Origin of the sequence: Azospirillum oryzae, from assembly GCF_900177515.1 — a bacterium.
GTDB classification, from domain to species: Bacteria; Pseudomonadota; Alphaproteobacteria; order Azospirillales; family Azospirillaceae; genus Azospirillum; species Azospirillum oryzae_A.
Genome location: NZ_FXAK01000010.1, coordinates 465935 through 489449 on the forward strand (window position 1 = coordinate 465935; position 23515 = coordinate 489449).

General features: G+C 72.6%; 21 protein-coding genes. 11 read left to right on the forward strand and 10 right to left on the reverse strand.

Translation table 11 applies throughout. From position 1 onward, the window contains the following. Nucleotides 1–153: 153 nt before the first annotated feature. From cobN to cobJ, 5 genes are read left to right on the forward strand one after another with little or no spacing between them, the layout of a single operon-like run. Nucleotides 154–3546, forward strand: a complete 3393-nt coding sequence (gene cobN / locus B9N97_RS33880) for a cobaltochelatase subunit CobN (RefSeq protein WP_085092203.1) — start codon at nt 154–156, stop codon at nt 3544–3546. Continuing rightward, the gene (gene cobG, locus B9N97_RS33885) at nt 3543–4889 is read left to right on the forward strand and encodes a precorrin-3B synthase (protein ID WP_085092204.1); all 1347 of its coding nucleotides are present in this window, start codon (nt 3543–3545) and stop codon (nt 4887–4889) included. The genes cobN and cobG overlap by 4 nt, the downstream gene beginning before the upstream one ends. After that, a complete protein-coding gene (locus tag B9N97_RS33890) occupies nt 4882–5520 on the forward strand; it encodes a precorrin-8X methylmutase (protein ID WP_085092205.1) in 639 nt (212 codons plus the stop codon). The genes cobG and B9N97_RS33890 overlap by 8 nt, the downstream gene beginning before the upstream one ends. Continuing rightward, the gene (locus B9N97_RS33895) at nt 5517–6257 is read left to right on the forward strand and encodes a precorrin-2 C(20)-methyltransferase (RefSeq protein ID WP_085092206.1); all 741 of its coding nucleotides are present in this window, start codon (nt 5517–5519) and stop codon (nt 6255–6257) included. The genes B9N97_RS33890 and B9N97_RS33895 overlap by 4 nt, the downstream gene beginning before the upstream one ends. Further along, nucleotides 6254–7027 carry a precorrin-3B C(17)-methyltransferase gene (gene cobJ, locus B9N97_RS33900; RefSeq protein WP_085092207.1) on the forward strand — a complete coding sequence of 258 codons (774 nt, stop codon included), beginning with the start codon at nt 6254–6256 and terminating at the stop codon, nt 7025–7027. The genes B9N97_RS33895 and cobJ overlap by 4 nt, the downstream gene beginning before the upstream one ends. A 224-nt stretch (nt 7028–7251) precedes the next feature. Here the strand turns inward: cobJ and B9N97_RS33905 are convergent, their stop codons facing one another. Continuing rightward, on the reverse strand, nt 7252–8049 hold the full coding sequence (locus tag B9N97_RS33905) for a cobalt-precorrin-6A reductase (protein WP_085092369.1): 798 nt from the start codon (nt 8047–8049) through the stop codon (nt 7252–7254). Between B9N97_RS33905 and cbiE the strand changes: the two genes are divergently transcribed. The 3 genes from cbiE to cobM are packed head-to-tail and all read left to right on the forward strand — an operon-like array spanning nt 8048 to nt 10490. Beyond that, entirely contained in the window at nt 8048–9286 is a 1239-nt protein-coding gene (gene cbiE, locus B9N97_RS33910; protein WP_085092208.1) for a precorrin-6y C5,15-methyltransferase (decarboxylating) subunit CbiE, read from the forward strand. The genes B9N97_RS33905 and cbiE overlap by 2 nt on opposite strands. After that, entirely contained in the window at nt 9274–9720 is a 447-nt protein-coding gene (locus B9N97_RS33915; protein WP_085092209.1) for a cobalamin biosynthesis protein, read from the forward strand. The genes cbiE and B9N97_RS33915 overlap by 13 nt, the downstream gene beginning before the upstream one ends. Further along, entirely contained in the window at nt 9717–10490 is a 774-nt protein-coding gene (gene cobM, locus B9N97_RS33920; RefSeq protein WP_085092210.1) for a precorrin-4 C(11)-methyltransferase, read from the forward strand. The genes B9N97_RS33915 and cobM overlap by 4 nt, the downstream gene beginning before the upstream one ends. On the opposite strand, the gene B9N97_RS33925 is transcribed toward cobM, so the two are convergent. After that, on the reverse strand, nt 10457–11590 hold the full coding sequence (locus B9N97_RS33925; RefSeq protein WP_208621368.1) for a cobalt-precorrin-5B (C(1))-methyltransferase: 1134 nt from the start codon (nt 11588–11590) through the stop codon (nt 10457–10459). The two genes, cobM and B9N97_RS33925, sit on opposite strands and share 34 nt — an antisense overlap. A gap of 64 nt (nt 11591–11654) precedes the next feature. Between B9N97_RS33925 and cobA the strand changes: the two genes are divergently transcribed. From cobA to bluB, 3 genes are read left to right on the forward strand one after another with little or no spacing between them, the layout of a single operon-like run. Then, nucleotides 11655–12455, forward strand: coding sequence for a uroporphyrinogen-III C-methyltransferase (gene cobA / locus B9N97_RS33930; RefSeq protein ID WP_085092212.1), 801 nt, complete (start codon nt 11655–11657; stop codon nt 12453–12455). Beyond that, nucleotides 12448–13761, forward strand: a complete 1314-nt coding sequence (locus tag B9N97_RS33935; RefSeq protein WP_085092213.1) for a cobyrinate a,c-diamide synthase — start codon at nt 12448–12450, stop codon at nt 13759–13761. The genes cobA and B9N97_RS33935 overlap by 8 nt, the downstream gene beginning before the upstream one ends. A 2-nt stretch (nt 13762–13763) precedes the next feature. Next, entirely contained in the window at nt 13764–14420 is a 657-nt protein-coding gene (gene bluB, locus B9N97_RS33940; RefSeq protein ID WP_085092214.1) for a 5,6-dimethylbenzimidazole synthase, read from the forward strand. On the opposite strand, the gene B9N97_RS33945 is transcribed toward bluB, so the two are convergent. The 8 genes from B9N97_RS33945 to B9N97_RS33980 are packed head-to-tail and all read right to left on the reverse strand — an operon-like array spanning nt 14392 to nt 23482. Continuing rightward, nucleotides 14392–14631, reverse strand: a complete 240-nt coding sequence (locus B9N97_RS33945) for a hypothetical protein (protein WP_085092215.1) — start codon at nt 14629–14631, stop codon at nt 14392–14394. The two genes, bluB and B9N97_RS33945, sit on opposite strands and share 29 nt — an antisense overlap. Then, on the reverse strand, nt 14631–16802 hold the full coding sequence (locus tag B9N97_RS33950; protein WP_085092216.1) for a chemotaxis protein CheA: 2172 nt from the start codon (nt 16800–16802) through the stop codon (nt 14631–14633). Before B9N97_RS33950 ends, B9N97_RS33945 begins: the two co-directional genes overlap by 1 nt. Further along, nucleotides 16799–17209, reverse strand: a complete 411-nt coding sequence (locus B9N97_RS33955) for a response regulator (protein WP_085092217.1) — start codon at nt 17207–17209, stop codon at nt 16799–16801. Before B9N97_RS33955 ends, B9N97_RS33950 begins: the two co-directional genes overlap by 4 nt. After that, on the reverse strand, nt 17206–18084 hold the full coding sequence (locus tag B9N97_RS33960; protein ID WP_085092218.1) for a CheR family methyltransferase: 879 nt from the start codon (nt 18082–18084) through the stop codon (nt 17206–17208). The genes B9N97_RS33955 and B9N97_RS33960 overlap by 4 nt, the downstream gene beginning before the upstream one ends. A 5-nt stretch (nt 18085–18089) precedes the next feature. Beyond that, the gene (locus B9N97_RS33965; protein WP_085092219.1) at nt 18090–18725 is read right to left on the reverse strand and encodes a HEAT repeat domain-containing protein; all 636 of its coding nucleotides are present in this window, start codon (nt 18723–18725) and stop codon (nt 18090–18092) included. 11 nt (nt 18726–18736) lie between these two features. Further along, nucleotides 18737–19858: a chemotaxis-specific protein-glutamate methyltransferase CheB gene (gene cheB, locus B9N97_RS33970; RefSeq protein ID WP_167393487.1), complete on the reverse strand. Its 1122-nt coding sequence runs from the start codon at nt 19856–19858 to the stop codon at nt 18737–18739. 28 nt (nt 19859–19886) lie between these two features. Continuing rightward, complete coding sequence (locus B9N97_RS33975) at nt 19887–21482, reverse strand: chemotaxis protein CheW (protein WP_244561077.1); 1596 nt, start codon at nt 21480–21482, stop codon at nt 19887–19889. A 5-nt stretch (nt 21483–21487) separates the two neighbouring features. Continuing rightward, nucleotides 21488–23482, reverse strand: coding sequence for a methyl-accepting chemotaxis protein (locus B9N97_RS33980; protein ID WP_085092222.1), 1995 nt, complete (start codon nt 23480–23482; stop codon nt 21488–21490). Nucleotides 23483–23515: the final 33 nt, after the last annotated feature.

Sequence of the window (23515 nt, forward strand, 5' to 3'; positions counted from 1 at the left end):
CGCTACTCTGCCGCATCAGCACCTGTCCCCTCCCCCGCCCAGCTCTCGCACAAAGCTCCGCTTTGTGCTGACGCGGCAGGCGGACCGTAGGTCCGCTGAGAGCGGGGGAGGGTTAAGGTGGGGGCACTGCCGCCGCCCCCTGGACGTCAAACCATGCACCTGCTCGCCGCCCGCCAGGACGAACTGGACGCCGGCCCCCAGGCGGAAGATCTGGGGCAGACGCCGGCCGACCTCGTCATGCTGTCCTTCTCCGACAGCGACCTGACCGCGCTCGCCGCCGCGTGGCGGGTGGGGCGCGACCGGCTGCCCAGCCTCCGCCTTGCCAACCTCAACCGTCTCGGCCACCCCCTGTCGGTCGATCTCTACGCCGACACCATCGTTGCCAAGGCGAAACTGGTGGTCCTGCGCCTGCTCGGCGGCAGCGGCTATTGGCGCTACGGTCTCGACCGCCTCTCCGCCCTCTGCCGCGAGCGCGACATCCCGCTGGCCGTGCTGCCGGGGGAGGCGCAGGCCGACCCGAACCTCACCGCATACGGCACTGTCCCTCCGGACGCCGCCGACCGCCTGTGGCGTTATTTCACCGAGGGCGGTCCGGCCAACATGACCCATCTGCTGGCTTGCGCCGCGACGCTGGCCGGCACGCCCCTCCCCCATGACGACCCCGCCCCGGTCCCGCGTTTCGGCGCCTATGACGGCTGGAGCGGCCCCATCACCGCAAATGCACCGGTGGCCGCCGTCGTCTTCTACCGCTCCCACCTGCTGGCCGGCGACCTCGCTCCGGTCCATGCGCTGTGCGACGCCTTGGCTGCGCGCGGTCTCGCCCCCCGCCCGCTGTTCGTCGCCAGCCTGAAGGAGCCGGACTGCGCCGCCTGGATGCGCGCCAGCCTAACCGCCCGGAACGCCGCCGTGGTCGTCAACACCACCGCCTTCTCGGCGGCGCGCGACGACGGCTCCCCCCTGGAGGCGAATGGCAGCCCGGTCCTGCAGGCCATCCTTTCCACCACGCCGGAAGCCGGCTGGCAGGCGTCCTCGCGCGGTCTCGGGCCGTCCGACCTCGCGATGAACGTCGTGCTGCCGGAGATGGACGGCCGCATCATCGCCCGCGCCATCGCCTTCAAGATGGTGGGCGAGCCCGACCCCGACCTGCAATTTGCCGCCCCGGTGCTGCGCCCGATCGCCGACCGGGTGGCCTTCACCGCCGACCTTGCGGCCAGTTGGGTCCGGCTGTCCCGCACCCCGCGGGCCGAGCGGCGGTTGGCGCTGGTGCTGTCCGACTATCCCGGCCCCGGCGGCGGCATTGGCCATGCGGTGGGCCTCGACAGCCCGGCCAGTTCAATCGCGATGCTCAACCGCCTGTCCGCCGAGGGCTACAGCCTGTCCGCCATTCCGGACAGCGGCGCCGAGATGATGGCGTCCCTCACCGCTACGCCCACCTCGACGCTGTCCCTGGCCGACTACCGGCGCCTCGCCCCGCCGGACTTACGCGCCCGCATTGCCGCGACATGGGGAGAGCCGGCCGACGACCCCGCCTGCCGCGACGGCGCCTTCGCCTTCCGCGTCCTGCCCTGCGGCAACGCCGTGGTGGCGGTGCAGCCCAGCCGCGGCCATGGTCCACTGACCACCGCCCAGCACCACGATCCCGACACGCCCCCCAGCCACGGCTATTTCGCCTTCCATCTGTGGCTGCGCCATGCCGTCGGCGTCCATGCCCTGGTGCAGATCGGCGCCCATGGCACGCTGGAATGGCTGCCGGGCAAGGCGGTCGCGCTGTCGACCGACTGCTGGCCGGAGATCGTTGGCGGCGCCCTGCCGACCCTCTATCCCTTCATCGTCAACAATCCCGGCGAGGGCGTGCAGGCGCGCCGCCGCCTGGGCGCCGTCCTGATCGGCCACTTGACCCCGCCACCCGTCGAATCCGGCCTCTACGGCGACCTCGCCGCGCTGGAAACCGCCATCGACGAATATTCGCAGGCGACCGGGCTGGATCCGCGGCGGCTGGGCATGCTGCGCGAGACGATCCTCGACCTCGCCTGGAAATCCGGCGTCGCCGCCGACTGCAATCTGCGCCCCGACGACGATCCCGACGCCATCCTGTCGCGGCTGGACGCCCATCTCTGCGACATCAAGGAATTGCAGATCCGCGACGGCTTGCATGTCTTCGGCCACAGCCCGACCGGCGAGCGCCGTGATCGCCTGACCGCAGCGGTTGCCCGCTCCGCCGATCCGGCCGCCGTCTCCACCGCCGTCGATGCCTGCGGCGAGGCGGAGATGCGGGCGCTGCTCGACGGGTTGGACGGCCGGTTCGTCCGCCCCGGACCCGGCGGCTCGCCGGCGCGCGGACGGGCGGACACGCTGCCGACCGGGCGGAACCTCTATGCGCTCGACCCGCGTGGGGTGCCGACGCCGACGGCCTGGACGCTGGGATGGCAGGCGGCGGACGCGCTGATCACCCGCTATCTCCAGGACCATGGCGACTGGCCGCGCCGGTTGGTGGTGGATTGCTGGGGCACACCCGCCATGCGCACCGGCGGCGACGAGCTGGCCCAGGCGCTGGCCCTGCTCGGCGTTCGCCCCATCTGGGAGAACGGTTCCGGGCGCGTCACGGGGTACGAGATCATGCCGGCCGGCGTGCTCGGCCGCCCACGGGTCGATGTGACGCTGCGCATCTCCGGCCTGTTCCGCGACGTCTTCCCGCAACAGATCGCCCTGTTCGACCAGGCGGTGCGGGCCGTCGCCGGGCTGGACGAGCCCGACGACACCAACCCGCTGGCCGCCACCGCGCGTGCGGAGGAGCAGCGCCTCGCGGCAGCCGGCACCGGCGCGACGGACGCCCGCCGCTGGGCCACCGCCCGCATCTTCGGCGCCGCGCCCGGCATCTACGGCACCGCGCTGTCCGGCATGATCGCGCGCGGCGGCTGGACCGCGCGCGCCGATTTCGGCGCCGCCTATCTGGAGGGCGGCTGCCACGCCTATGGCGCCGGGCTGGAGGGGGTGCCGCTGCCGGCATTGTTCCGCCGGCGGGTCGGCGGGGCCGATGCGCTGGTCCACCACCAGGACCAGCGCGAACATGACGTGCTGTCCACCGACGGCTTCATGCAGTTCGAGGGCGGTTTCGCCGCCGCCGCCGCGCTGGAGGACTCCGAACCGGCGCTCTATCATCTCGACAGCGCCGATCCGGAGAAGCTCGCCGTCCGCACGCTGGCGGAGGAGATCGCCCGCACCCTGCGCGGCCGGGCGGCTAACCCGCGCTGGATCCGGGGGATGATGCGCCACGGCTATCGCGGGGCGGCGGAGCTGGCGGCCAGCGTCGACACGCTGTTCGCCTTCGCCGCCACCACCGACGCCGTACGCCCCGCCCATTTCGACCAGCTGTATGACGCGTACGTCGAGGATGCGGAGGTGTGGGACTTCCTGTCGCATGCCAATCCTGCCGCCGCCCGGCACATTCTGGCGCGCATGAGCGAGGCGCTCGATCGCGGCCTGTGGCATCCCCGCCGCAACTCCACCGCGGAGGATCTGCGGCGCCTCCGGGAGACCGCCGCATGACCAGCCCTGTCGCCAATCAGCCGAGACGCCGCGGCACCTGCCCCGGCGTGCTTGCACCGATGCGGGTCGGCGACGGCTTCCTGCTGCGGGTCCGCGTTCCGGCCGGCGTGCTGCACGCCGATCATGCCCGCCGCTTCGCGGAATTGGGAGATCGTTACGGCAACGGTCTGATCGACCTGAGCCAGCGCGGCAACCTGCAGCTTCGTGGAATCGCCGACGACGCGCTGGAGCCGGTGACCGACGCCCTGCGCGCCATGGGCCACGTCTCCGCCGACGCGGCGAGCGAGGCGGTGCGCAACGTGCTGTGCTCCCCCACTGCCGGACTGGACCCATCCGCGCTGATGGACGTACGGGGGGTGGCACGTACGCTTGACGCGCGTCTGGCCGAGGATACGGCCCTGCACGGCCTGCCGCCGAAGTTCGGCTGGCTGGTCTGCGGCGGCGGAATCGGACATCTGGCGGACAGCGGCACGGACGTACGGTTCGATGCTGTGGACGCGGAGCGGTTCCGGGTGTCGCTGGGCGGCACGCTGGCGAAGGCGGCCCCGCTCGGGCTGTGCCGGGCCGAGGATGTGGCGGATGTGGCGTCCGCACTGGGCCGCGCCTTTCTGGACTTGCGCGCGTCACTGCCGGAGCCGCCACGCCGCATGGCGGGTCTGGTCGCGGCAATTGGCACTGCTCCGTTTGTAACGCGTCTCTCCGCTCAGATATCCCCTCCCCCGCCCAGCGGGGGAGGGTTAGGGTGGGGGCAAGTGGCGCACCTCATGGAAGTCTTCGGCTCCGCCGAACCCCCTCATCCTAACCTTCTCCCCAGGGGGGAGAAGGGATTCCGCGTGGGAGAGGCGCCGGCCTTCCTCACCACCGCCTTCCCCTTCGGCCGCCTCACCGCCGCCACCCTCGCCGCCCTGGCCTCCTCCTGCGTCGAGTTCCGCATCACCCCCTGGCGCGCCCTGATCCTTGTCGCGCCCTCCTCGGACGCCGAATCCATCGCCCGCGCCCACGGCGCCATCCTGTCGCACGCCGACCGCCGGCTGAAGCTGACCGCCTGCAGCGGGGCGGGCGGCTGCGATGTCGGCACCACCGATACCCATGCGACGGCGCTCGCCATCGCCGACCGCGCAGGCCCCTTGCTGGACCATGTCCGAATGGTGCATGTGTCGGGCTGCGCCAAGGGCTGCGCCCATCCCGCCATCGCCGATGTCACCCTGACCGCCCGCGACGGGGTGTATGACGTTGCCCTGAGCGCAAAACCCGGTGACGCCACCCCGCACACCGGCCTGTCCCCCGCCGATGCCGTGGCCCGCGTCGCGGATCTGTTGACCGAGGAGTCCACCGGTGCCTGAGCCGCTCTACGACTATATCCGCGACGGAGCGGCCATCTACCGCCAGTCCTTCGCCACCATCCGGGCGGAAGCCGACCTGTCCGCCATCCCCGACGACCTGAAGCCGGTGGCGGTGCGCGTCATCCACGCCTGCGGCATGGTCGATGCGGCCCAGGACCTGCTGTTCTCCGCCGATGTCGGCGCCGCCGCCCGCGCGGCCCTGCGCACCGGCGCCCCCATCCTCTGCGACAGCGAGATGGTCGCCCATGGCGTGACCCGCGCCCGCCTGCCGGCCGACAACGCGGTGGTCTGCACGCTCCGCGACCCCACCGTGCCCGATCTGGCGAAGAGCATCGGCAACACCCGCTCCGCCGCGGCGCTCGACCTGTGGGGCGACCGGCTCGGCGGATCGGTGGTCGCCATCGGCAACGCGCCGACCGCGCTGTTCTACCTGCTGGAGATGCTGGCGGCCGGCGCGCCTAAGCCGGCGGCGATCCTGGGCTTCCCCGTCGGCTTCGTCGGCGCGATGGAAAGCAAGGAGGCGCTGGCCGAGAACCCCTTCGGCGTTCCCTATCTGGCGATCCGGGGCCGGCGCGGCGGCAGCGCCATGGCCGCCGCCGCCGTCAACGCCCTGGCGAGCGACGTGGAATGAGCGGCGATATCCCTACCCCCGGTACATTGTTCGGCGTCGGCGTCGGCCCCGGCGATCCTGAACTGATGACGCTGAAGGCGGTGCGCACCATCGGCGCCTGTCCGGTCGTCGCCTATTTCTGCAAGCGCGGCACACGCGGTCAGGCCCGCCGCATCGCCGATCAGGCCATCGCCGCCGACCAGATCGAGCTGCCGATGGTCTATCCGGTGACGGTGGAGCTGCCGCCGACCCACCCGGACTATGGCCGCCAGATCGAGGCCTTCTTCGATGAATCGGCCGAGCGCATCGCCGCCCATCTCGCCGCCGGCCGCTCCGTCGCCGCGCTGAACGAGGGGGATCCGTTCTTCTACGGCTCCTTCATGCATCTGTTCCTGCGGCTGTCCGGCCGCTTCAAGGCCGAGGTGATCCCCGGCGTCACCAGCATGGTGTGCAGCGCCTCCCTACTGCCGCGTCCGCTGATGCTGCGCGACGACGTGCTGTCGGTGATCCCCGGCACGCTGGACGAGGAATCTCTGGTCCGTGCGCTGACCGCCGCCGATGCCTGCGTGGTGATGAAGCTGGGCCAGAATCTGCCGAAGGTCCGCCGCGCCATCGCCGCCGCCGGGCTGGCCGAACGGGCGTGGTATGTCGAGCGCGCCAGCATGGACGAACAGCGCTTCATGCCCTTCCTGGAGGCGCCGGACGTCGCCCCCTACTTCTCCCAGATCGTCATTCCGGGCGAGGGCAAGCGGGGATGAGCCAAAAGGAGAAGACTGGCTGGCTCAAAGTCGTCGGGCTTGGCCCCGGCCCCGAGGATTGGCTGACGCCGGAGGCGCGGCGCGACTTGGCCGAGGCAACCGACCTCGTCGGCTATTTCCCCTATGTGGAGCGCGTGCCGCCGGGAAACCAGGTGCGCCACGCCTCCGACAACCGGGTGGAACTGGACCGCGCCCGCTTCGCGCTGGATCTGGCAGCGCAGGGCCGGCGGGTGGCGGTGGTGTCGGGCGGTGACCCCGGCATCTTCGCCATGGCCGCCGCCATCTTCGAGGCGCTGGACGATCCGGCCGCACCCGAGGCGTGGCATGCGGTGCCTCTTTCGGTCGATCCCGGCGTTTCCGCCATGCAGGCGGCAGCCGCGCGGGCCGGGGCGCCGCTGGGCCATGATTTCTGCGCCATCTCGCTGTCCGACAATCTGAAGCCGTGGGAGGTGGTGCTGCGGCGCCTGCGTCTGGCGGCGGAGGCGGATTTCGTCATCGCGCTCTACAACCCGATCTCCCGCGCCCGGCCCTGGCAGCTCGGTGCCGCCTTCGACGCCCTGCGCGAGGTCCGTGCGCCTGAGACCCCCATCGTGCTGGGCCGCGCCGTCGGCCGCCCGGATGAGGAATTGACGGTGACGACACTGGGCGAGGTGCGGGCGGAGCAGGCGGACATGCGCACGCTGGTCATCATCGGCGCATCGCACACGCGGTTCGTCGCACGGGCCGATGGCGGGCGCTGGGTGTATACGCCCCGGCACTATCGGGGGTGAGGATGGGCGTGATGACCAACCCACCGCGAGTAACCCTCTCCCCCCCGGGGAGAGGGTTGGGTGAGGGGGAAGCGCGGCGAGGATTCTCGGGAAGTCACGCGGCGCATCCCCCTCACCCCGACCCTCTCCCCGCTCTCAGCGGACCTTTGGTCCGCCTGCCGCGACAGCGCAAACTTCGTTTGCGCGAAAGCGGGGGGGAGAGGGGGATTACGCTGGGGGGATCGTCAGCCCACCCCCTCCAGCCAGCCCACCGCATCCTCCACGTCGTGCAACTCCGCCACGCCGTTGCCCGCCGGCCGCTCCACCATCACCACCGGCAGCCCCAGCTTCCGCGCGGCCTGCAGCTTCGCGTCGGTGGCGCGTCCCCCGCTGTTTTTGCTGACGACCACCTCCACCCGCTCCCCGCCCATCAGCGCCAGTTCGCCCTCCAGGGTGAACGGCCCGCGGTCGAGGATCAGGCTCATGCGGGGAAGCTTCGGCATCGGTTCCAGCGGGTCCACCGCGCGGATCAGGTAGCGCTTGTCGGGCATCGCCTCGAAGGCCGCGACCTCCTGCCGGCCGATGGTCAGGAACACGGTGTCGCCCAGGCCGCGCAAAGCCTGCGCCGCCGCAGCCATGTCCGGCACGCCGATCCAGCGGTCGCCCGGCCCCGCCACCCAGGCCGGGCGGGTCAGCAGGCGCAGCGGCACACCTGCCTGCGCGCAGGCCGTAGCGGCATTGGCGGAGATCTGGTCCGCGAACGGATGGGTCGCGTCGATCACCGCCTGGATCCCCTCGTCGCGCAGGTAACCGGCCAACCCCTCCACCCCGCCGAAGCCGCCGATGCGGGTCGGCAGCGGCGGCAGCACCGGGTTCTTCGTCCGGCCGGCCAGCGACACGCGGGCGTCGATGCGCGGATGGACGGCCAGACGCTTTGCCAGCGCCGTCGCCTCCGTCGTGCCGCCCAGGATCAGCACTTTGACCATCAGCGCCTTGACCATCGCCCCCTCTCCACCCGTCAGGATCGGCGCCATGGATAGCATGGGAACGCCCCGCTGGCTCAGCATCGTCGGCATCGGCGAGGATGGCTGGGACGGTTTGTCGCCCGCCGCCCGGACCACGGTGGAAGGCGCGGCCGTCCTCTATGGCGGCGCCCGCCATCTCGATCTCGTGCCGGTCGTTGCGGGACAGGAACGGCTGCCCTGGCCGTCGCCGATAACCGACGCCTTCCCCGGTCTGATTGCGCGGCGCGGACGGCGGGTCTGCGTGCTGGCGAGCGGCGATCCGTCCTGGTACGGCGTCGGCGCCACGCTGTCGCGGTTCGTTCCGGCTGCGGAAACGACGGTGATCCCGGCGGCTTCCGCCTTCAGCCTCGCGGCATCCCGCCTGGGCTGGCCCTTGCAGGACTGCCGTTGCCTGACCGTCCATGGCCGCCCGCTGGAGCAGGTCGTTCCGCATCTGCAACCGAACGCGAAGCTGTTGCTTCTTTCCTGGGACGGAACGACTCCGGCCAAGCTCGCCACCCTGCTGCGCGCCCGCGGCTTCGGCGCCTCGCGCCTGACGGTGCTGGAGGCGATGGGCGGCCCGCGCGAAGCCCGGCTGGAGGCAACCGCCGACAATTGGACGGCAGACCGCACCGCCGACCTCAACACCATCGCGCTGGACTGCGTCGCCGCCCCCGGTGCCCGCATCCTGCCGCTGGCCCCCGGCCTGCCCGACGACTGGTTCGAGCATGACGGCCAGATCACCAAGCGCGAGGTGCGCGCCGTCACCCTGTCCTTCCTGGCGCCGCGCCGGGGGGAACTGCTGTGGGACGTCGGCGCCGGATCGGGCTCCATCGGCATCGAATGGATGCTGCGCGATGCCGCCAACCGCGCCATCGCCGTTGAACATCACCCGGAGCGCATCGCCCGCATCCTCGCCAACGCCGCGACCTTCGGTGTGCCCGGTTTGGCGCTGGCGCGCGGCAAGGCGCCGTCCGCGCTAGACGGGCTGGAGCGGCCGGACGCCATCTTCATCGGCGGCGGGCTGACCGCAGACGGCGTGCTGGCGGCCTGCTGGGACGCCCTGCCCCCCGGCGGCCGGATCGCCGCCAACGCGGTGACTCTGGAAAGCGAGGCGGTGCTGATCGACGCGCACAAGCGCCTCGGCGGCGAACTGACCCAGATTTCGGTGGCGCGCGCCTCGGCGGTCGGCGGCTTCCGTGGCTGGCGCGCCGCCATGCCGGTGACGTTGTGGAGGGCCGAAAAGCCTTATGCGGAGGGTGCATGGACCGCCTGACCCATCATGATGCGCTGCTGTTCGGCCCGGTCTTCGTCGGTCTCGGCTGCCGCCGTGGCTGCGGCTGGGAGGAGATCGCCGCCCTGGTCGTCACCGCGTTCGACGAGGCGGCCCTGCCCGACGCGGCGCGCCAGCTGGCTGCATTGGCCGCCCCGGCGATGAAGGCCGACGAGGCCGGGTTGGCCGAGGCCGCCCGCGCGCTCGGCCTGCCGCTGCGCTTCATCGAAGAGGACGCGATGCTGGCCGCGCAGGACCGCGTCCACACCCGCTCCGCCACCGTGCTGGCCGCGGTCGGGCTGGCCTCGGTCGCGGAGGCCGCGGCGCTGGCCGCCGCCGGGCCGGGATCGCGCCTGCTGTTGCCGCGCCGCTCCACCCCCCGCGCCACCGTGGCGCTCGCCCTGCCGGCCGTCGCTCTTTTGGAGACCCGCTCATGACCGTCCATTTCATCGGTGCCGGACCGGGTGCTCCCGACCTGCTGACCCTGCGCGGTCGCGACCTGATCGCGCGCTGCCCGGTCTGCCTCTATGCCGGCTCGCTGGTCCCGAAGGAAATCATCGCCCACGCCCCCGCCGATGCCCGGATCATCGACACCGCCCCGCTGACGCTGGAGGAGATCGTCGCCGAGTTCCAGGCGGCCCATGCCGCCGGCCAGGACGTGGCGCGGCTGCATTCGGGCGACCTGTCGGTCTACAGCGCGCTGGGCGAGCAGACCCGCGCGCTGCGGGAACTGGGCATCCCCTACACCATCACCCCCGGCGTACCGGCCTTCGCCGCCGCGTCGGCCGCGCTGGGGCGGGAACTGACCCTGCCGGAGGTCAGCCAGACGCTGATCCTGACCCGCACCGAAGGCCGCGCCTCGGCCATGCCGGCCAACGAGACGCTGGAGGTGCTGGGTGCGTCCGGCGCCACGCTGGCGATCCACCTGTCGATCCACGTCATCGACCGGGTGGTGGAGCGGCTGACCCCGCTCTACGGCGCCGACTGCCCGGCCGCGGTGGTCTACCGCGCGACATGGCCGGACGAGCGCGTGCTGCGCGGAACGCTGGCCGACATTGCGGCGCAGGTCGCGGCCTCACCGATGGAACGCACCGCGCTGATCCTGGTCGGCCCGGCGCTGGGCCATGAGGAGTTCCGCTGCAGCGCGCTGTATGACGGCAGCCATGTGCGCCGCTATCGGGGACTGGGCCAGGAGTTGGGGGAGTGAGCCTCTCCCACGATGCGCCCCTGGCGGTCGGTGACCAGCACCTCGACGGCGACCGGCGCATCCTCCAGCACATCCTGCGCGGCGCGGCGGGCGAGTTCCGCCACATGGTCGGCCAGGGCCAAGCCGGCGGCATCCGCCATGCCCAGCACCTGCGCCGCGGTGTTGGCGCCGCGCGCCTGCGCGATCAGGTCCGGCCCGGCGCCGAGATCCGCCAGCCGCTCGGCCAGCCACTCGAAATCGACGCTGTTGCGCTTGCTGTGCAGGTCCATCAGCCCGCGCGCCAGCTTGCCGAACTTGGCAAAGCCGCCGCACAGCGTCAGGCGGGGAATCGGGTGCCGGCGCAGATACTTCAGGGTGCCGCCGACGAAATCGCCCATGTCGAGCAAGGCCTGTTCGGACAGGCCATAGCGCGCCACCACCGCCTTTTCCGACAAATCGCCGGTGCAGGCTGCGACATGGGTCAGCCCGGCCGCCCGCGCCACGTCGATGCCGCGCTGGATCGAGGCGATCCAGGCCGCGCAGGAATAGGGTACGACGATGCCCGTGGTTCCCAGGATCGACAGCCCGCCCAGAATGCCGAGCCGCCCGTTCATCGTGCGCTTGGCGAGCTGTTCGCCATTCTCCACCCCGATTTCGACCACCACGTCAGCCGGCTGACCGGCCTCGGCCGCCGCCTCCCCCACCGCCTGCGCGATCATGCTGCGCGGCACCGGGTTGATCGCCGGCTCGCCGACGGCCAAGGGCAGGCCGGGCAGGGTCACGGTGCCGACGCCGGGGCCGGCGCGGAAGGTCACACCGCTGCCGGGCGCGCCGCGCCAGACCCGCGCTCGCACCAGCGCACCGTGGGTCACGTCCGGATCGTCGCCGGCATCCTTGACCACGCCGGCCATTGCCCAGGGGCCGCCCGGGATGCCGTCCGACCCCTCCCCCCGCTCGGTCACCGCCAGGGCGAAGGCCGGGGTCTGACCGCCGGGCAGGGTCACGGTCACCGGGTCGGGGAACTCCCCGCCGAACAGAGCCTCTGCCGCCGCCCGCGCCGCGGCGGTGGCGCAGGTTCCCGTCGTCCAGCCGCGCCGCAAGGGTGTAGCATGCTCCGGCATGCCGGAGCCCTCCCCGGTCCCGCCCGCACCGCCTTCCGTCTTCTCCGAGCCCGAGTCCGCGTTCATGTCGTTTGAGTCGTCCATTCCCGAAAGCGTCCTGGTCCCCTTCGCCCCCGGCAGCGTCTGGCTGGCCGGTTCCGGCCCCGGCGACCCCGGCCTGCTCACCCTGCTGGCCCTGCAAGGTCTAAGGCAAGCCGACGTCATCGTCCATGACGCGCTGGTCGGCGAACGGATCATGGCGCTCGCCAGCCCGTCGGCAAGGCTGGAGTTCGCCGGAAAGCGCGGCGGCCGTCCTTCGGCCCACCAGGACGACATCACCAACCGCCTGATCGAGCTGGCGAAGGAGGGGCACCGCGTCCTGCGGCTGAAGGGCGGCGACCCCTTCGTCTTCGGGCGTGGCGGGGAGGAGGCGCAGGCGCTGGCCGCCCAGGGCATCCCCTTCCGCATCGTGCCCGGCATCACGTCCGGCATTGCCGGCCCGGCCTATGCCGGCATCCCGGCGACCCACCGCGACACCAACCAGGCGGTGATCCTGGCGACCGGCCATTCGCTGGGCGGCGGGCCGGACTGGCGGGCGCTGGCCGCCACCAAGGCGCCGCTGATCCTCTATATGGGCTGGAAGGCGCTGCCGACCATCGCGGCGGAGCTGATGGCCGGCGGCCTGTCCGCCGACACCCCCGTCGGCGTGGTGACCGAGGCGACGACCGCCAACCAGAAGAGCCTCGTCACCAGCCTCGGCACCTGCGTCGCCGATCTGGCGGCCAGCGACCTGGAACCGCCCGCCATCATCGTCATCGGCGAGGTGGTGCGGCTGCGCCCGGCGCTGGAGTGGCTGCCGGCCCAGGCGGCGCTTCAGCATGGCTGATGGCCTCATCATCGCCGCCCCAGCCTCGGGCACCGGCAAGACGACGCTGACGCTGGGCCTGCTGGCCGCTTTGCGCGCCCGCGGCGTGGCGGTGGGGGCGGTGAAGTCGGGGCCGGACTATATCGACCCGGCCTTCCACCGCGCCGCCACCGGCCGGCCGAGCGTGAACCTCGACACCTGGGCGATGGGCCCCGACCTGCTGGACGGGCTGGCCGCCCGCGCCGCCGAGGGCGCCGACCTGCTGGTCTGTGAGGCGCTGATGGGCCTGTTCGACGGCGTCGCCGGGATTGGGGCCACCGGGACCGGATCGACGGCTGAGATCGCGGCGCGCACCGGCTGGCCGGTCCTGCTGGTGGTGAACGCCAAGGGCCAGTCGCAGTCGGCCGCAGCCCTGGTCAAGGGCTTCGCCACCTACCGCGACGACGTGACCATCGGCGGCGTCGTGCTGAACAATGTCGGCAGCCCGCGCCACACGGCGCTGGCCGGCAACGCCATCGAGGCGCTGGGCATCCCCCTGCTGGGCGCCCTGCCCCGTGCCCCCGATCTCAGCCTGCCCGAGCGTCATCTCGGCCTCGTCCAGGCCGACGAGACGGAGGGGCTGGCCGACCGGCTGGCGGCGCTGGGCCGCTTCGTCGCGGAGCATGTCGATCTCGACCGCGTCGTCGCGCTGGCCAAGCCGTCACGGGCCGGGCGCGGCAGCGATGCACCCGCCCTGCCGCCGCTGGGGCAGCGCATCGCCATCGCGCGGGATGCCGCCTTCACCTTCGTCTATCCGCACCTGACCGCCGGCTGGCAGGCGGCGGGGGCGGAGCTGCGATTCTTCTCTCCCCTGGCGGACGAGGCGCCGCCGGAGGATGCGGACGCAATCTACCTGCCCGGCGGCTATCCGGAGCTGCATGCCGGCCGCCTCGCCGCCAACCACGTCTTCCGCGACGGCCTGCGCGCGGCGGCGGAGCGGCTGCCGGTCTATGGCGAATGCGGCGGCTATATGGTGATGGGGGAGACGCTGGAGGATGCCGACGGCGTCACCCACCCGATGACCGGGCTGCTGGGCGTGCGCACCTCCTTCGCCAGGCGGCGGCTGCATCTGGGCTATCGCCGGGCGTCTCTGCTGGCCGACGGGCCTTTGGGTGCGGCAGGAACTCCGCTGATGGGGCATGAGTTCCACTATGCCTCGACGCTGTCGCGCGGTGACGACGCGCCGCTGCTGCATGCGACGGCGGCGGATGGCGGCGACCTTGGGTCGCTGGGCAGCCGGCGCGGGCTGGCGCTGGGGTCTTTCGTCCACCTGATCGCGCGGGGGTGACGATGGAGGAGGATTTCACCCCGGCGGAGCGCGACGCGCTCTACAAGGCGATCTTCTCCCGCCGTGACGTGCGTGGGCAGTTCCGACCCGACCTGGTGCCCGACGAGGTTCTGAACCGCGTCCTGCTGGCCGCCCACCATGCGCCGTCGGTCGGCTTCATGCAGCCGTGGAACTTCATCGTCATCACCGACCCGGCGGTGAAGTCGCGCATCCACGCCGACTTCATCCGCGCCACCGAAGAAGCGGCGGCAATGTTCGAGGGTGAGCGCCGCAGCCTCTACAGCCGCCTGAAGCTGGAGGGCATCCGCGAGGCGCCGGTGAATTTGTGCATCACCTGCGACCGCGAGCGCTCCGGCCCGGTGGTGCTGGGCCGCACCCACATGCCGGCGATGGACCTCTACAGCTGCGTCTGCGCCGTGCAGAATCTGTGGCTGGCGGCAAGGGCGGAAGGTCTGGGGGTCGGCTGGGTCAGCATCCTGCATGAGGACGCGCTGAAACAGGCACTCGGCATCCCGGAGCGGATCGTGCCGATCGCCTATCTCTGCCTCGGCCACGTCAGCCATTTCGAGGCGACACCGGAGCTTGAAACCAAGGGCTGGCGCAAGCGCCTGCCGCTGGATGATCTGGTGTTCAGGGACCGGTGGGAGGGAGAGGGATGACGCGCCCCAGAAACGCATCCTCCGGCCCCGCCGTGACCACCGGCCTTGCCGCCATCAGCAATTGCAGCAGCGCCGTGTGCAGGTCCGTGCAGGCGGACAGGTCCACGCGTGGCGCGGCCGTCGCCTCCAGCCATTCGGCGAGCGGCAGGGCGTCCTCCACCGTGCAGGCGGCCTCGAATCGGGCGAGGTCGGCGTCATAGCGGATCGGCATCACAACAGCTCCCGCAGATCGAGCACCAGGATCAGACGGCCGTCGCCCAGCACCGCCGTACCGGCATAGCCGCTCAAGGATCGCAACACCCCGGTCATCGGGCGCAGAACCACGTCGGCGCGCTCGCCGACATCGTCCACCGCCACGGCGACCGGCCCGTCGCCAAGTTCGGCCAGCACAACGCAATCGGCCTCGCGCACGCGCTCGTCGCCGGGCTGGCCCAGCAGGCGGCGCAGGCGGACCAGCGGCACCACCCGGTCGCGCAGCACCACGCTTTCCGCCCGCTTGACCCCGCGGATCTCGGCGCGCGGCACCCGCTGGACACCGCCGACCAGCGCCACCGGAATGCCGTAGAGCGATCCCGCCGCCTCCACCACCACGACGCGGGTGATGCTGAGCGTCAGCGGCAGCGACAGCCGCACCCGCGTGCCGCTGCCGGGGGTGGAGGCGATCTCCACCCGGCCGCCGGCACGCTCCACCGCCGCCCGCACCGCATCCATGCCGACGCCGCGGCCGGACAGGTCGGACACGCTGTCGGCGGTGCTGAAACCGGGGGCGAAGACCAGCCGCACCGCGTCGTCATCGCTGAGCGCCGCCGCGGCGTCGGGCTCCAGCAGCCCCTTGGCGACGGCGGCGCGGCGCATCGCCGCCGGGTCGATGCCGGCCCCGTCGTCCGATACCTCCACCACCACCCCACCCTTGTCCTGGAAGGCGCGGACCCGCAGCGTGCCGGCCGGCGGCTTGCCCGTCGCCGCCCGCCGCTCCGGCGCCTCGATGCCATGGTCCAGCGCATTGCGCACCAGATGCAGCAGCGGCTCGCCCAGCACGTCGAGGATGTCCTTGTCGGCCTCCGTCTCCGCCCCCTCCAGCACCAGCTCTACCGTCTTGTCCAGCCGGCGTGCGGTGTCGCGCACCAGCCGGGGCAGCGGGTCGAACACGCGCGCCAGCGGCAGCAGCCGAAGCCGCAGCGCCGCATGGCGCAGGTCGCCGACCAGACCGTCCAGCCGGGCTTCGAAGCTCTTCAGGTCGCGGGCCATCTCGCCGTCCCCGGCGCGGCGGACCAGCGGCCCCAGCTGTCCCTTCACCACCGACAGCTCGCCGACCAGCGCCATCAGCGCGTCCATCCGCTCCGGCTCCACCCGCAGGACGCGGCGCGGGGCGGCGGTGGCGGGACGGGGCTCGGCCACGGCCGGCTTTTCCGCAGGTCCGTCGGCCAGAAACCGGCGCAGCGTGTGAGCGTCGGTGCAGGCGGCCTCCACGGCGGCGCGCTCCGTCGCCCGCCCCAGCGCCGTCAGGATCGCGGCGACCGCCCGCGCCGCCGCGGCGCGGCGGGAGTCGCGCTCTGCGGCGTTGCCGGGCAGATCGAGGATGCGCGCCTGCTCATCCAGCATCGCCGCCGCCAGCGAACCCGGCGGTGCCGCGGAAGGCGCAAGCATGGGGGCAAGCGCGACGCTGCCGATCCGCACCTGATCGGGCACGCTGCGGAAGGCGGGCGTCACCGCCTCCACCCCGGCGCCGCTCAGGGCGCGGAAGCGCAGGAGGCAGCGGTAGGGGTCCATCTCCGCCAGGGGCGGCAGCGGCTCCGTCGGCTCGACCCGCAGCAGCCGCAGGTCGGGCACCCGGCGGAACAGCGCCAGCGGGTCGTCGCCGGTGAAGAAGCATTCCGGATCGGGCGTGTAGTCGATGGCGGTCAGCGCGCCTTCGCCCACGGCTGCGCGCTCCGTGTCCGTCAGCGCCGCCACCCACGGGAAAGCGTCCGCCTCTCCAGCGGAAGCCGCCGCATCGGTTGTCGTCTCTCCCCCCGCCATCCCGCGGACCAGCGTCTCCGCCGCCGCCGCCGCATCGGCGGGCAGCGCGCCGGCCTCCTCCAGCGCCGCCACCCAGCGGGCGCACTGGTCGAGCGCGCGGAACAGCCGGTCGGCCAGCTCTGGCGTCATGGCGCGCCGGCCGTCGCGCAGCAGCGACAGCGTGTCCTCCCCGGCATGGACCAGGAGGGTGAAGGGCGCCATGTCGAACAGGGCGCTCGCCCCCTTCAGCGTGTGGAAGGCGCGGAACAGCTCGTCCACCGACGCGCGGTCGGCCGGGTCGCGCTCCAGCGCCAGCAAGGCGGCACCGGCCGTCTCCAGCAGCTCCTGCACCTCGACGACGAACTGGTCGAACAGCTCGCTCATGGCGCGTCCTCCCTGTCGGGCGGCCGTCCGGTCAGCAGCCGCGCCGCCTCCACCAGCATCTCCGGCCGCGGCGGCTTGACGATGTACCAGTTGGCGCCGGCCAGCAGGGCCTGCTCGCGGTCGCTGTCCTTCGATTCGGTGCTGATCATGATGGCGGGCACGTCGCGCAGTCCGGGGTCGCGGCGCAGGACGCGCAGCATGGTATAGCCGTCCATCTTGCGCATGTTGACGTCGACGATCACCAGATCCGGCGGCGTCGCCATGGCGCGTTCCAGCCCTTCGATGCCGTTCACCGCCTCGTCAACCACGAAGCCGTCGGCCTCCAGCACGCGGCGGCTGAAGGCGCGCACGGTCACGGCGTCGTCCACCACCAGGATGCGCGGCCCGCCAGCGTTGGTTCCACTCATGCCGCACCCCCGTCGACCGGCTTCTGGTAGAGAATGGCGTCGGGGAAGCGGCGCGGGACGAACAGCGACGACATGCGGCTCATGCTTTCCGAATGGCCGAGACAGACGAAGCCGCCCGGCGCAAGGGCATCGTGGAACATGCTCGCCGCCTCCCGTCGGCCCAGATCGTCGAAATAGATCAGCAGGTTGCGGCAAAAGATCACGTCGATCCCGCGGAAGGCCCGCACCTGCTGCGGGTCGGCGATGTTGACCAGAGAGAAATCGACCGATTCCCGCAGATCCTCCACGATCTGCCAGCGCGGCCCGCCGGCCTCCGCCGCTCCGCGCAGGGGCTGGAAATACTTGGCGCGCAGATGGGCCGGCAGCCCCTGCAGGGCGCGCTCGTCATAGATGCCCTCGCGCGCGCGTTCCAGAACCGCGCTGTCGATGTCCGACGCCAGCAGCTCGATCTCGTAATCGTCCACCCGGCGCCAGTTTTCCAGCAGCATGATTGCGATGGAATAGGGTTCCTCGCCGGTGGCGCAGCCGGCCGACCAGATGCGCAGCCGCGCCCCCTTCGGCCGTCCGCGCACCAGCTCGTCCAGCACGGAGTTCACCAGACAGTCGAGCTGGTACTTCTCGCGGAAGAAATAGGTCTCGTTCACCGTCATCAGGTTGACGAGCCGCTGAAGCTCCTCGCCCGACGCCTGGAAGCGCAGCAGATTCATATAGGCGCGCAAGCCCGTCGCGCCGACCGCCTGCATGCGGGCGGCGACGCGGCGGTCGACGAAATAGCGCTTGGCCTCGGTGAAGGACAGGCCGGTGCGATCCCGCAGGAATCCGCAGAGCGTCGCATAATCCTCCTGGGACAGGCCTTCCGGCTCGGCGTCGGTCAATCCGTTCACCGTCCCTGGAAGCTGGACCGGGCGGCGTCGACGGCGAAGGCGACGAAGGCGTCGCCGGGGAAGCGGCGGGCCAGCGTCTCCAGGCTGGACAGCGCCTCCGGACTGCCGGCCTCGGCGAGCGCTTCCACCGCGGCGAGGCAGACATTAACGTCGGCATCGCGCTCCATCACCCTCGCCAGCCAGTCGGCGCGGCTCGGATGAACGAGGCTGCCCAGCCCCTGCACCGCGAAGATGCGCAGGTCGGCGTCGGCATGGTCGAGCAGGGGCAGCAGCGCCGGGGCGGCGACCTCCGCCGGCATCTGCTGCAGGCTTTCCAGCGCCGCGTTGCGCAAAGCCGCATCCTCGCGGTCGAGGAAGGGGACCAGCGCCGCCGCCGCGTCCGGCGTGGCGATGCGGGCGAGCGCGGTCAGGATCGCCTCACGCACGCCGGCATCCCCCTCCGTCTGAAGCCGGCGGGCGAGTGCCGCCTCCGCGCCCGGCAGCGCCGCATGGCCCAACGCATGGGCGGCATCGCGACGGACCGCGGCGTCGGCATCCTCAAGCGAGGCCAACGGGTCCGGCCGGGCGCCTGTCGCGGCCGGTGCCAAGACCGGGGCCAATTCCGGAGCGGCCTTCTTCTTCACCAGTCCCATGGCATCACTCCTCAATCGATCCCGACGCGCCGGCCGGCCGGCATCAGCCAGCGGGTGAGCTGGCCGGCGATCCGGCCCGACGGCAGCACGACGCCGGCACCGCCGCGCCGAATCAGGTCCTGCGGCATGCCGAAAACGACGGCGCTGTCCTCCGACTCCGCGATGGTGCGGCCGCCGCGGGCATGCAGCTCGGCCATCGCCGCCGCCCCGTCATTGCCCATGCCGGTCAGCAGCACCCCCACCAGCCGGTCGGCGGGCAGCAGCCGCAGGGCGCTGGTCACCAGCCGGTCGGCATTGGGATGCCAGGGCCGGTCCTGCGAGGCCGGCACGCAGACCGCCTGAAGCCGCCCGCCGCGCCGCGCCAGTTCGACATCGGCGCTGCCGCGGGCGATGCAGACCATGCCCGGCGCCAGCACCGTCGCCCGCTCCACCTCCACCACCCTCAGCGCGCACAGCTCGTCCAGCCGGCGCGCCAGCGTCGCGGTGAAGGCGGCCGGCATATGCTGCGCCACCACCACCGGCCAGGGAAAGCCGGCCGGCAGCAGGGGCAGGATGTCCTCCAGCGTGCTGGGCCCGCCGGTCGAGACGCCGATCAGCACCACCCCCTCGCCGCCCATCGCCGCCACGGCTGCGGGCGACGCCGCCAACGGCGGTACGGCAGGCGGCAACTCCTCGGGCGCCACGAAATCCTCTCCGGCGATGCGGGCGCGGGCCAGCCGCAGCCGTTCGCGCAGGCCGTGGACACGGCGCGGGCGGGAGGATGCGGCGGCGCGCACCGTCTCCACCAGCTCCTCGCCGATGCGGCCGATGGCGCCGGCGGCCGGCTTCTGCACCGCCTCCACCGCGCCGAGCCGAAGCGCCTCCAGCGTCTCCTCCGCCCCCGCGCCGGTGAGGGCGGAGACCATGACGACGGGCTTGGGATGCTCCACCATGATGCGGGCAAGGCAGGTCAGCCCGTCCATGCCCGGCATGGTGACGTCCAGCGTCACAACATCCGGATCGACGACCGGCAGTCGCGCCAGGGCCTCCTCCCCCGTCGCGGCGGTCTCCACCCGGAATCCGGCCTCGCTCAGCAGATCCGCGATGCGCCGGCGCATCAACGCGGAATCGTCCACCACCAGCACCGTCAGCACGCCGTCCCCCACTCCAGGCTCCCAGCCGTCACTGCGGGATAACAGGCAGGTCGGCCAACCGGTCCATGTCGAGCAGGCTTTCCGCGTCCATCAGCAGGATCAGGCGGGCGCCGCCGGCCATATCCCCGGCCGTATCCAGCGTCGCCACCCGGCGGATCAGCCGCCGCTGTGCCGCCGACACCGCCGGTGCCGGACCGATCCGCTCCGCCGGGACCGTCACCAGGCCGGACAGACCGTCCACCAGCAGCCCGACCAGCAGCCCGTCGCGCCCGACCACCACCACCCGACCGCGCTCGATCCCGGCGGCCGGCTTCCCGGCGGAGTCCGCGGCGGGCAGGTTCAGCAGCCGGCGCTGGTCGATCAGCGGCAGAACCTCGCCGCGCAGGGTCAGCACGCCGGCGACGAAGTCGGGCGCGTTGGGCAGCGGCGTGATGCCGTCGGGCCGGCGCAGCACCTCGCGCACGGCAGCGACCGGCAGTCCGTATTCGGCCCCGGCGAGGCGGAAGACGACGAAGCGCTCCCCCACGCCGATCTTTCCTTCGCCGCCGTCCGCGGGCATAGCCGGTTCCATCCCGTCCCCCTTTGCCCCGTCCCGCTTTGCGCCCGCTTCCACGCCGGCCTTGTCCGCCAGTGCCGCGCCATGGCGGAACAGCCTCTGCGCCGACAGCACCGACACCAGCCGCCGCCCGCCATCCGCGCGGGCGATGCCGTCCAGATCCTCGAACTCCGGCTCGCGGGCCAGCAGCGGCGGCACCGGGTCGATCTGCGCGGGATCGAGCCGCAGGATCTCGCGCACCTCGTCCACCAGCACGCCGACGGGCGCTTGCCCCGCCCCCGGCCGCACGACGACGACGCGGCGGCCGGCCGCCTGTCCGCCGGTGCCGTCCAATCCAAACAGGGCGCGCAAGCCCACCAGCGGCAGCAGCCGGTCGCGCACCGCCATCACGCCCAGCAGATGCGCCTTGGCCCGCGCCATGCGGGCGACCTCGCGCGGGGCCGGCAGAACCTCGCGCACCCGGTCCACCGGCAGGGCGAATTCCTGCCCGGCGACCTCGAAGACCAGCAGGGCCTGGCGGTCGGCTCCGGCACCGGCCTTGGCGGCTTCGCCCGCCGTCGCAAGCCCGAATCCGCCCGTCCTGCGATCCGCCCGCCCGCCTTCCGTCCGGTCGCCGAACTGGCGCTCGATCAGCGCGTCCAGCTTCAGGATGGTGGCCGGGCCGTCGCGCAGCAGGCCGTCCAGCATGGCGGGGTCGAGCCCGCCCTCCTCCTGCGTCACCGGATCGATGCGGTCGGGGTCGCTGCGCAGGATGCCGGCCATCGCATCCACCCGCAGCCCCACCGGTTGGCCGTGATGCCCGACCAGCACCACGCGCGTCTCCCGCGTGGCCCGGGCACCGGCCGGAACCGCCATCGGCCGGCCCAACGCCCCGGCAAGGTCGAGAACCGGCACCGCCTCGCCATGCCACTGCGCCAGCCCGTCGAGGCTGGGCGGTCCCAGCGGAATGCGCACCAACTCCGGCAGCCGGATCACCGCGCGGACCGCCGCCAGCGGCAGGGCAAGGCGCAGGTCGCCGACCGTCACCGTGACGAAGGCGAGAGCGCCATCGGCCACGTCTTGGGCCACGGCGGTCAAGCCGCGCCCAGCAGGCTGTCGGCCATCGCCGCGATCTCCTCGATCGCCGACGCCAGCTCCTCGGCCCCCTTCGCCTGCTCGCGCGCGGCCTTGGCCGCTTCGGAACCGGACAGGTTCGCGGCGGCGGCGGCGGCGGCCACCTGCTCCACGCCGACGCGGGTCTCGCGCAGCGCGGCGGTGGTCTCGTTGGCGGCGTCCAGAATCTCGCGGCCACCGGCGGTGACCACCCGCAGTTCCTGCGCGCCGGCGGTCAGGGTGACGCCGAAGGCGCGGTGGCGCGCGATCTCCGTCACCGCCGTCGCGGAGACCTCATCCACGTCGCGGCGCACCCGCAGCATCTGGTCCTGGATGTCGCGGACGATGTCCTTCACCCGCTCCGCGCTTTCCGCGCTGTCGCCCGCCAGCTTGCGGATGTCGCCGCTGACCACGGTGAAGCCACGGCCGAACTCCCCCGCCCGCGCCGCCTCGATGGAGCCGCTGACCGCCAGCATGCCGGTCTGGATGGCGACGGTGGCGATGGCGTCCACCACCTTGTCGATGCGCCGGCCGATCCGCTCCAGCGCGTCCAGCCGCTCGCCGGCGCGGCGGGAGGACTCCACCGCCTCCAACATGCCGTCGGCCAGCTTTCCGATGGTCTCGCGCGTTTCGCCCAGCAGCCCTTCCATCGAGCCGCAGCGGTCGACCGACTCGCCCGCGCGGCTGGCGGCCAGCGTCGCGGCGGCGTCGATTTCCGCGATCGCCGAGGCCAACTGGTGGGTGGCCGCGCTCTGCGCCTGCGCGCCGCCGGAGATCTGGCCGATGGCGGTCATGATCTGGGCGGCGCCGCGGTTGATCTCCTCGATGGCGGCCGACAGCTCCTCGGCGGCCGACGCCAGCTCGTCGGCGGTGGCGGCGAGATCGGCGGTTCCCTCCAGATCCTCGGCCAGTTCGGACAGCTGGCCGGCGGCGCGCTGGCTCTGGGTCAGGGCCAGCGCCTGCTCTCCCGCCGTCCGCAGCGCCTCCTCGGCGGCGGCGGACTGCTCCTCGGCGCTGGCGGCGATGGTCTCCGCCCCGCGCAGGGCCTCGCGGGCGGCCTGATCGGCCTCCACCGCGGCACGGATGGTCTCCTGCGCCCCCTGGACGATGGTCGACATGTCCGACCGCACGCCTTCCAGCTGCTGGACGATCATGCGCCCGCGCTCCACCTCCGCCTTGGCGGCGTCGGCAGAGGCGACGATGCCGGCGGCGATGGAGGCCACCGCCTCCTGGATTTCCGCGACCATCGCCTGGATGTCGTTGGCGCTGCGTTCCGACCGCTCCGCCAGCGCCTGCACCTCGTCGGCGACGACGGCGAAGCCCTTGCCGGCCTCCCCCGCCCGCGCCGCCTCGATGGCGGCGTTCAGCGCCAGCAGGTTGGTCTGGTCGGCAATGGCGGCGACGCTCTGGACGATGGTGCCGATTTCCTGCGCCCGCGCTTCCAGGTCGCGCACCAGCCGCACCGACGCCTCCTGCCGTTCGGCGGCGCGGACGATGCCTTCGATGGAGGACAGGATCTGGCCGCTGACGTCCTTCAGCGTGGCCTGCAGCGCCTCGACCCGCAGAACCGCCTGTTCCGCCGTGCTGCGCGAACGGGTCAGCAGTTCCGACGCGCGGCCGATCATGCGTTGGGACTGCTGGGTGGCGCTGGCCGATTCCTCAGCCCCGGCGGCGATCTGCTCCATCGCCCGGCGCAGTTCCTCCGCCGCCGAGGCCGCCTGGGTGACGCCGCTCGCCAGTTCGGTGGAGGCGGCGGCGATGCCGCTGGCGGCCTGCCGGCGGCGCGAATCGGCACGCGCCCGGCGGCGCTGCGGCGCGCCCGGCGGTGCGGCTTCGGCCGTGGCGGTCTCGGTTCCGGCGGCATGATTTCCGGGGGCCTGATTTCCGGGGGCGGACCGATCCGGATCGCCGGCGGCGCCGGGCTTGCTCCGGCCGGTGTGCGCCGTGTCGATCTTGGTCTTCTTGATGAGTGCCATGGTCCTTACCCGCCTTTCCAGCCGGTTGTTCTT